The sequence below is a fragment of the Hydrogenivirga sp. genome, from assembly GCF_056450045.1.
In genome coordinates this window covers 1-9,437 of the sequence record NZ_JBWONM010000026.1, presented here as the reverse complement: position 1 = coordinate 9,437, position 9,437 = coordinate 1, and the positions used below count along the sequence as shown (strand labels likewise).

At 53.3% G+C, this 9,437-nt stretch carries 8 protein-coding genes; 4 read left to right on the top strand and 4 right to left on the bottom strand.

Features of this window, described 5'->3' with window-relative positions; genetic code table 11:
- On the top strand, positions 1–803 hold an 803-nt coding region (locus AC1HCM_RS00925; RefSeq protein WP_479459897.1), incomplete at its 5' end, for a ferritin-like domain-containing protein.
- On the opposite strand, the gene AC1HCM_RS00920 is transcribed toward AC1HCM_RS00925, so the two are convergent.
- On the bottom strand, positions 787–1,596 hold the full coding sequence (locus AC1HCM_RS00920) for an ATP-binding protein (protein WP_479459896.1): 810 nt from the start codon (positions 1,594–1,596) through the stop codon (positions 787–789). The two genes, AC1HCM_RS00925 and AC1HCM_RS00920, sit on opposite strands and share 17 nt — an antisense overlap.
- Positions 1,597–1,696: 100 nt before the next feature.
- Between AC1HCM_RS00920 and AC1HCM_RS00915 the strand changes: the two genes are divergently transcribed.
- Genes AC1HCM_RS00915 through AC1HCM_RS00905 form a run of 3 tightly spaced genes read left to right on the top strand, consistent with a single transcriptional unit; the run spans position 1,697 to position 7,378 of the window.
- Positions 1,697–3,007 carry a TolC family protein gene (locus tag AC1HCM_RS00915; protein WP_479459895.1) on the top strand — a complete coding sequence of 437 codons (1,311 nt, stop codon included), beginning with the start codon at positions 1,697–1,699 and terminating at the stop codon, positions 3,005–3,007.
- Positions 3,004–4,125 carry an efflux RND transporter periplasmic adaptor subunit gene (locus tag AC1HCM_RS00910; RefSeq protein WP_479459894.1) on the top strand — a complete coding sequence of 374 codons (1,122 nt, stop codon included), beginning with the start codon at positions 3,004–3,006 and terminating at the stop codon, positions 4,123–4,125. Before AC1HCM_RS00915 ends, AC1HCM_RS00910 begins: the two co-directional genes overlap by 4 nt.
- 4 nt (positions 4,126–4,129) lie before the next feature.
- Positions 4,130–7,378 carry an efflux RND transporter permease subunit gene (locus AC1HCM_RS00905; protein WP_479459893.1) on the top strand — a complete coding sequence of 1,083 codons (3,249 nt, stop codon included), beginning with the start codon at positions 4,130–4,132 and terminating at the stop codon, positions 7,376–7,378.
- On the opposite strand, the gene AC1HCM_RS00900 is transcribed toward AC1HCM_RS00905, so the two are convergent.
- From AC1HCM_RS00900 to AC1HCM_RS00890, 3 genes are all read right to left on the bottom strand, one after another.
- Positions 7,365–7,859 (bottom strand): shikimate kinase, encoded by a 495-nt coding sequence (locus AC1HCM_RS00900; RefSeq protein WP_479459892.1) that lies wholly within the window; start codon positions 7,857–7,859, stop codon positions 7,365–7,367. The genes AC1HCM_RS00905 and AC1HCM_RS00900 overlap by 14 nt on opposite strands.
- Positions 7,856–8,818, bottom strand: a complete 963-nt coding sequence (locus AC1HCM_RS00895; RefSeq protein ID WP_479459891.1) for a cellulose biosynthesis cyclic di-GMP-binding regulatory protein BcsB — start codon at positions 8,816–8,818, stop codon at positions 7,856–7,858. Before AC1HCM_RS00895 ends, AC1HCM_RS00900 begins: the two co-directional genes overlap by 4 nt.
- Positions 8,819–8,842: 24 nt before the next feature.
- On the bottom strand, positions 8,843–9,437 hold a 595-nt coding region (locus AC1HCM_RS00890; protein WP_479459890.1), incomplete at its 5' end, for an N-acetylmuramoyl-L-alanine amidase family protein.

The window sequence follows — 9,437 nt, the reverse complement described above, 5'->3', positions numbered from 1 at the left end:
TCCAGTACCTTTACCACATATTCCTGATAAACAACGCGGAGATCACAGAGGAGATTGAGAAGATTGCCCGTCAGGAGATGCGCCACATGAAGTGGTTTGCCCAGAAGGTGGTTCAGCTTGGAGGTGAGGTTGAGCTGAAGAGGGTTGAGGAGGCTATAAAGGTGGGCGGTCCCGACTGGGCGAGTATGCTGGAAAAGGATGTAGATGCGGAGCAGCTTGCCATAGATACCTACACGGAGCAGTTGGAGGTTGTCAAGGACGACTCTGTGAGGAAGCTCTTGGAGAGGGTCATAAGCGATGAAACCCAGCACAGGCACGAGTTCTCTGAGCTCCTTGAACAGGTGAAGGGCATGGAGCTAAGTGAGGAGGAAAGGAAGGAGGCGGACGAGAAGACGGCAGTGCTTATAAACAAGCTTCTCCAGGAAGAGTACAGGATAATCCTTGACTACCTCAAGAACTTCTTCCACTCAAAGAACTGCGAGTACAAGGACATAATGCTGGACCTCGCCATTGAGAGCATGGTTCATATGGGGGAGCTGGGAGAAAGGCTCGGAGAGATGGGTGTTACCCCGGACCTCAGCATGCCCGAGATAAAGGGTTCAGGAAGCGTGGAGGAGCATATACTCTACGAGGAGGCATCGGGCAGGGAGTACACCGACATCACCAAGGAGGTCTCCGATCCCTCCCTCAAGAGGCTCCTTGAGTGGATAAACTCTCAGGAAGAGTATCACAGGCAGAGGCTTTTGGAGTTCATGAGGAGGATGAGGAAGCTCACCGTAGGTGACCTTAAGAAGAGAGATTGAGCCTTCCCTCAAGGTCCCTTATGAAGTGATTTGCCGTCCTTCCGGAGAAGCTACCCCTCTCGGTAGCCCACCTGAGAGCTTCGCTCTCAAGCCTCTGGCTATCTACCCTCAGTCCCCTCCTCCTTGCCAGCTCCCTGACTATGCTCAGGTACTCCTCCTTCCCAAAGGCAAAGAAGCCAAGCCTTATACCGAAGCGGTCTATAAGAGATATCCTCTCCTGAAGGCTCTCAGAGGGAAACTTCTCCTCCACCTCAAGGTCGGGGATGAGGTGTCTCCTGTTGGAGGTTGCGTAAACGAGAACGTTTGGAGGCCTCTCCTCAATATCGCCCTCAAGGAGGGACTTCAGAAGCTTGAAGCTGTCCTCCTCGGGCTGGAAGGATAGGTCGTCAAAGAATAGGATGAACCTCTGCCCCCTTCCCCTGAGAACGCCGTAGAGATCTGAAAGGGAGGGTATGTCGCTCTTTTGTACCTGAACTATGCGAAGACCAAGAGCTCCGTAGGGCTTTAGGAGGGACTTCACGAGGGAGGACTTCCCTGTTCCCCTCTCACCCCAGAGGAGGACATCGTTAGCGGGCAAGCCTCTAACGAACTGCTCTGTGTTCCTGAAGAGGATCTCCTTCTGTCTGTCCACGTGCATCAGCTCCTCTGGGTCTGGGATTGATGGATGGGGCACGGGCTCCAGCTTCCCTCCCTTGAGCCTAAAGGCAAAGTGCTTTGTAAAGAACTCATCCGTGTACTCCCCCTTTTCAAGGGAGGGCATGAGAATCCTCAGAAGTTCCTCAATCCGCTCCATGACTGAATAGGATTATAATTTCCCCTATCCTAAGAGGGAAGGGCTTGACTTTATAAGGATATTAGAATATTCTAATATCCTAAATCGGAGGGTACGAGGTATGGTATGGATACTCCTTCTTCTCATCGCTGGCTTTGGCTTCTCCCAGGAGCTTACCCTTGAGAAGGTCCTCAGGGATACACTGGAGAGAAACCTTGAGATAAAGGCTCTGAGGCACGAGCTCAAGTACTACGAGAGGGAGTACCTCTCTGCAAGGGCTAAGCTCTTTCCAAACCTCAAGCTTGAGGAGAGTTTTACGAGGACTGACATACCCGCCTTCGTCCTCTTCACTAAGCTCAACCAGGAGAGGGTTCAGCCTGCAGATTTTACCCCTTCAAACCTCAACGACCCTGATGCTGTAAGTAACTTTGAGACGAAGCTGAGCCTTGAGGTTCCCCTCTGGATGGGGGGTAGGATAAGAGCTTACAGGGACATGGCTCTCTTTAAGAAAAAGGCACAGGAGAAGAGTACGGACAGGAAGGAAGAGGAGGTCCTCTTCAGAGCTTACGAGGCTTACCTGAGAGCCTCCCTCTCAAGGTCGGCGGTGGGCGTTGCTACCAAGAACGTGGAGGATGCCCGTGAACACCTTAGGCTTGCTCAGAGGCTTCGCAGGGTAGGGATGGCGCTCCTGTCTGACGTTCTCAGGGCTAAGGTATTCCTGAGCAAGGCTGAAGAGGCTCTCACCGAAGCTGAGAACAACTACGAGCTCTCCCTAAAGGCTCTCGGTCTCGTTGCCAACACCGACTACAGCGGTATGGAGGTTCCCAGGTTAAAGGAATGCCCCCAGCTTGACAAAGAGGAGCTAAAGAGAAGAGCTCTTGAGAAGAGGGAGGACCTGAAGGCTATGGATGATTACATAAGGGTAATGAGGGAGAGCTACAGAGCATCCCTCTCGGGTGTCCTTCCTCAGGTGGTAGCCTTCGCCTCCTACAGCCTCTACGATAAGGACACCCCCTTAGGCTCCGATGGGAAGGGATACATGTTCGGTCTCAGCCTTACCCTGAGATTCAATACAGGACTCTCAGACATCCACAGGGCAAGGAGCTTCAAGGACAGGGAGAGGGCTCTCGTGAGCAGGAAGGAGTTCCTTAAGAGGGCGATACTGTTCGGTATTGAGAAGGCGTACTCGGAGTATGAGACAGCCCTCAGCTCCCTGAAATCAGCTCAGGTGAGGGTCAGGTCTGCGGAGGAGGTAGTCAGGATAGTGGGCAAGAGGTATGAAAGCGGGCTCGCCCGAATGGTTGACCTCCTTGACGCCCAGACCCAGCTTGAGAACGCAAGGCTTGATTACATACAGGCTCTTTACAGGTGCAATCTCAGCTATGCCAAGGCTCTGCTTGAAGCAGGTCTCATCAAGGAGGTGCTCAGATGAGAGGTCTTATGAAGTATTTTTTCTTCCTCTTCATTCCCGTTGTTCTGATAATACTCTGGCTTTCGGGGGTCTTTCATCCCAGGATATCCGCCAAGGAGATAACCCGTGAGGGAAAGGTCGTCAGGGAGCTGAAGATAGGAAGGGTGAAGGTTGTAGATAGAGGTCATGTTTCCTTTGCCGGCACGATCGTTCCGACAGACAGGGCAGAGATATCCACGAGAAGTATGGGGTACGTGAGCTACGTTGGCGTGAAGGAGGGTCAGTACGTCAGGAAGGGAGAGCTTCTGCTCAGGATTGACCCCCGGGACACTAAGGCGCAGATAGAGGCAGCCCGGCAGAGGGTTGTTCAGGCTCAGAAGCAGTACAAGGCTGCCTTGGCTCAGTACGAGGCTGCCGAGAAGACCTACAGGAGGTTCAAAGCTCTCCTTAAGGCTGGCGCCGTCACACCCCACGAGTTTGACCAGGTTGAGGCTCAGTACAAGGCTGCTAAGGCACAGCTTGAGGCTGCAAGGTCTGGGGTGGAAATGGCGAGGCAGAACCTGAAGGCTGTACAAGCCAACCTTTCCTACACAGAGGTCAGAGCCCCCTTCAGCGGTTATGTTGTCTCCAAAGGTGTTGATGTGGGAGACATAGCCAGACCCGGCTATCCCCTCCTCGTCATGGAGAAGACCCCTTACAGGGTTGAGGTAAGCCTCCCAGAGAGACTCTACGGCAGGGTGAAGGTTGGGGATACCCTTCTTGTTTACGTGGAGAGCCTTAAGAAGAAGACCTATGCAAAGGTTGTGGAGGTACAGCCCTCCGTTGACCCCTTCAGCAGGACCTTCAGGGTAAAGGCTCTCCTCAGGGATAGGGACATCAGGAGCGGCTTCTACGTGAAGGTCTTCGTGGAGGAACCCGTCGGCAGGATGGTCCTCGTTCCCAAGGAGGCTGTTTACAAGAGGTGGGACTTTACCGGCGTCTGGGTGGTGAAACCTGACAAAACCCTTGAGCTCAGGTTGGTGAGGCTGGGAAGGAGGATAGACGGATACGTAGAGGTCCTCTCGGGACTTGAAGGGAATGAGAGGATAGTGGTGGATGGACTTGAGAGAGCCTGTGAAGGTTGCAGGGTAGGAGGTTGATGGGATGTACGGATTAGCGGGAAGGCTCGCCCACTACTTCATAGACTCAAAGCTCACTCCCATACTCATACTCGTCTCCTTAGCCCTCGGCTTCTTTGCGGTTCTCACAACGCCTAAGGAGGAAGAGCCCCAGATAGTTGTTCCCATGATTGATATCTTCATCTCCTACCCGGGGGCAACGCCGGAGGAGGTTGAGAGCAGGGTAGTTATACCCCTTGAGAAGAAGCTCTGGGAGCTCAAGGACATAGAGTACATCTACTCCGCCTCAATGAACGATATGGCTATAGTTACGGCGAGGTTCTACGTAGGAACCGACCCGGTAAAAGCTCTCGTTGACCTGAACTCAAAGATGATGTCTGCTATGGACCTGGCTCCGCCAGGTGTTGTTCTCCCGCCCCTCATAAAGCCCATGTCAATAGATGACGTCCCCATAGTAACCCTGACCCTCTGGGGTGAGGGATATGACTGGTACTCCCTCAGGAGGCTCGCCGCCACACTCCAAAACGAGATAAAGAAGATTGAGAACGTTGCGGACGTCTTCATAGTTGGGGGGACGCCGAGGGAGATAAGGGTTGTCCTTGACCCCCAGAGGCTTGAAGCCTACAGGTTGTCCCCCCTCTATATAGCCAAGCTCCTCAGGAGTGCCAACGCTCAGGCTATAAGCGGCAAGGTCAACAAAGGCAACAGGGAGTATCTGATAAAGGTAGGAAACTTCTTCAAGTCAAAGGAGGATATAGAGAACCTCGTTGTGAGCGTTCAGAAAGGAAGGGTCGTATATCTCAAGGATGTGGCGCAGGTTCTGGACGGACCTTCGGAGATAAAGGACTACGTCCTGATGGGTCTTGGACCCTCAGCCCATCACAAGGGAATAGAGGGAGAGCCCGGGAAGCTCCTTCCCGCAGTCACCTTAGCTGTCTCAAAGAGGAAGGGAACGAACGCCGTTGATGTCGCCGAGGAGGTCCTCAAGCTCGTTGAACACACGAAAGGCAGGATAATTCCCAGGGATGTGAACATCACCGTTACGAGAAACTACGGTGAGACCGCAAAGGAGAAGGCTGATGAGCTCCTTGAGCACCTTCTGATAGCAACCTTCTCGGTCATACTCCTCATAGCTGTAGCCCTCGGTGTGAGGGAAGCTCTCGTTGTGGGAATAGCTGTGCCGGTTACCTTAGCTATAGCCCTCTTCCTGAGCGAGATGTACGGCTTCACCCTCAACAGGGTCACCCTCTTTGCCCTCATATTCGCCATAGGGATACTCGTGGACGACGCAATCGTGGTTGTGGAGAACATCCACCGCTGGTTTGAGATGCAGAAGCTCCCACCCAGGGATGCCATAGTCAGAGCTACCGACGAGGTGGGAAATCCTACCATCCTCGCGACCTTCACGGTCATAGCGGCACTTATGCCGATGGCTTTCGTGACAGGTCTTATGGGTCCCTACATGAGACCCATACCCATAAACGCTTCGGTGGCGATGTTCTTCTCACTCCTCGTTGCCTTCATAATCACTCCCTGGGCTTCCTACAAGTTCCTTAAGAAAGAGAGGAAGCATGAAGAGATCGACGTAAGGAAGACCTTCTTCTGGAAGGTGTACTCAAGGATAATGGCGCCCATGCTCATGAGCAGGGTAAAGAGGTACGCCTTCTACGGCTTTGTTGTGGCACTGCTCGGAGCCTCAATGATGATGTTCTTCGCAAAGGCTGTGGTCGTGAAGATGCTCCCCTACGACAACAAGTCAGAGCTTGAGGTCGTCTTAGACATGCCGGAGGGGACTACCCTTGAAGAGACCCTTCGGGTGGCAAAGGAGATAGGGGAGCTCATATCACGACAGAATATAGTGACGGACTACCAGATATACGTTGGTACAGCAGCTCCCTTTAACTTCAATGGGCTCGTAAGACACTACTACCTGAGACAGGCTTCCAACTTTGCACAGGTACAGATAAACCTGATAGGAAAGCACGACAGAAAGGAACAGTCCCACCAGTTCGCCAAGCTGATAAGACCAAAGGTTCATGAGATAGCCAGAAGACACAGCGCCAAGTACGTGGCTGTCGTTGAGGTCCCGCCAGGACCGCCGGTTCTATCTCCCATAGTTGCAGAGGTCTACGCTCCAGACAGGGAGGTTCAGAAACGCTTTGCCCTCAAGGTCCTTGACCTCTTCAAAGGGACCAAGAACATAACGGATGAGGGCATATACCTTGAACGCCCCGCCCCCATGCTGAGCTTCAGGGTTAAAGAGGACAAGGCTAAGTTGAGTGGCTTTTCCAAGGAAGAGATAGTGATGACTATGCGTGCCCTGATAGGGGGTATGCAGGTGGGAGTCCTCCAGAACACCGACACCGAACACGTTCCCATAAAGCTGAGGCTTGCGGAAGAACACAGGGTTCCGGAGATACTCAAGAACTTCAAGCTCGTCAACGGCAAGGGTGAGCTCGTCCCCCTATCGGAGCTGGTGGAGCTTAAGGAAACCACCATTCCAGAAACCATATACCACAAGAACCTGAGGAGGGTTATATACGTTATCGGAGACGTGGCGGGAAGGGAGGAGGCTCCCTTCTACGGGATACTCTCGGTCAGGGACAGAGTCCTCGGTCTTGAAAACCCCTACGGGGAGGTCGGTGAGCTGTGGATGTCCCTCCCTCTCATAGAGGACAAGGTCTACGTAAAGTGGGACGGCGAGATGCACATAACCCTTGAGGTCTTCAGGGACCTCGGTATGGCTTTTGCGGTAGCCCTCTTCGTCATGTACGTGCTCATACTTGGATGGTTCAAGAGCTTCAAGGCTCCGGGCATAATCATGGCTCCCATACCCCTGACCCTCGTGGGTATAATCCCCGGTCACTGGATAATGGACCAGCTTATGGGAGGGGTCTTCTTCACAGCGACGTCAATGATAGGCTTCATAGCCCTTGCGGGGATAATAGTCAGGAACTCAATACTCCTTGTTGACTTTGCGGAGGAGAGGATAAAGGAGGGTCTCTCGCCCCACATGGCTGTGGTTGAGGCTGGGGTTATAAGGACCAGACCTATACTTCTTACGGCGGTTGCAGTGATAATAGGAGCCTTCGTGATACTCTTTGACCCGATATTCAACGGTCTCGCCATATCCCTCATATTCGGGACTGTGGGCTCAACAACGCTGACCCTCGTCCTGATCCCCCTCATGTATTATGCCTCCAAGACGAAGGGTATGCCTCCAGAAGCTTCTCCAACTCCGGAGGAGATCAAGAGAGACCTCATGGCTGACTGAGGCTGATTATCTGCTGGGCGAGTTCCTCCGGCTCGCCGGGGGTGAGCTTCAGGTGGGCGGAGGAGTAAATTTTGTTTCTCTCGGAGAGGAGCCTCCGGAGCTCCTCCTCACTCCTCTTCAAGAGGGGTCTATTTTCGTCCTTTCCGCACCTCTTCATGAACTCCTCATAAGAGACAGGAAGCCATACCACAAGCCCCCTCTCCTTCATAAACTCCATAGCCTCTGGGTTTGCCCCCAGTCCTCCCCCCGTTGATATGACAACCCTCTCCCTGCGGGAGAGCTCTCTCAGCAGGTCAAGCTCAAGCCTGCGGAAGTAGTCCTCTCCCTTCTTCTCAAATATCTCCGGGATTGAGAGCCCCTCCCTTCTTTGCACCTCCTCATCAATATCTACGAAGTCCCAGCCGAGCTTCTGAGCCACTATCCTCCCGACGGTAGTTTTGCCACGGCACATGAAGCCGACGAGGAATATCCTCTCCCTCAATACCCTCTGCGCTCCGTTGGTCCGCTGTGGCAGGCTGTGCAGCTCATCTCGCCCTTTACCCTCTTCACGAGACCGAACTCCATGGCTATCCTCTGATGTCTTGAGTGGATGTCGGGGTTAGGTATGAACTTTCTAAGGCGTGGTATCCCGAGCCCCTGATGGCACTGATAGCAGGTCACCATAGCCTCCTTCCAGAGGGAGACAGCCCTCTCCTTGTTCCCCTTCCTGACAGCCCTGAGGAGCTCAACGTACATTATCCTGTTCCTCTTCTTTACCACCCTCTTGACCTCGGGTGGAAACTTAGCCATCATGGGTGCGGCTAAGGACATGTTCTTTCCGCAGGCGGACAGACCCGATGGGTCCTTTATGATATGCTCAGCAGCTTTGAAGTTCTCGTGCTCAATAAGACCCCTGAGCTTGACGAAGCTGAAGAAGGTCTTGTAGGCTCCTGCCTTGAAGCCCACCACCCTGTGAGCTAAGAAGTTTGCAGCCCTCAGAACCTCCCTGCGGTTTCTTCCTCCTACAATAAGGACCTTCCTTCCCTTCCAGCTTACCACCTTGAGGGTTGGCTTTCGGAAGCTCAGCTTTAGCTCCTTAACGAGGGCATTGTTGACGCCTACGAGGATTATGGGCTTTTTGGTCTTGAGTGCCCTTCCCAGCGGCATCACTATTGAGGGGAGCCTGCCCTTCCTGACCATCTCCGGGGTTATTCCCATGTCATCGGTCCACTGCCCGAGGTAGTAGGCTATCTGAGAGGCAACTGCTATCACGGAACTAGGCTCCCTTTTCCCGTAAGCTATAACGACCGCTGGCACCGCCACCTCCTCTGCGCTCGCAGGAGTGCCGGTCCAGGCTTTCTTGTAGGTTATGTAGGGAAACCTCTTCACCTGGGCCGGTGTATCAAGCAGGGGTTTTGAGAAGGTAAAGCCTACAAAGAGAAGCAGTGCAAGGAGAAGCATGGCACACCTCCAGAGTTTTTATGATCAATATTTTACGAGCTTCTGTCCGAACTCGTCTCCGTAAAAATACCTCACAATAGCCCTGTAGATTGACCAGGCGACCCTCCTCTGAAACTCAGGGTCCTTCAATCTCCTTGCCTCGGTGGGGTTGGTTATGAAGCCCGTCTCTACGAGAACGGAAGGTATCCCCGGGGTCTTGAGAACGGCAAAGCCCGCCCTGTTTATACCCTTGAAGTAAACCCTGTTCCCGAGAACGGTTCTGAGTTCCTTAGACAGGAGCCGGGCAAAGTAAACGCTCTCGGTTAGGGTCACATCTATCGCCAGGTCTGCCAGAACCCTCTTGACAACGCCGGACCTTATGTCAGCTGCATCACCCAAGACGAGCCTTGCATACCTCCTGCTTCTCAATATCTGGTGCTTCTTCTCAGTAGCCCTTTCGTGGGATAGGGCGAAGACCTGGGTTCCCTTAGCCCTCGGGTTCCGTCTCGGAGCTGCGTCTGAATGGATGCTTATGAAGAGGTCTGCCCTACTCCTGAGGGCTATCTCCGAGCGCTTGTGAAGGGGGATGAACCTATCATCCCTTCTCGTCAGTATGACCTTAAACCTCTCATCCTCCTTC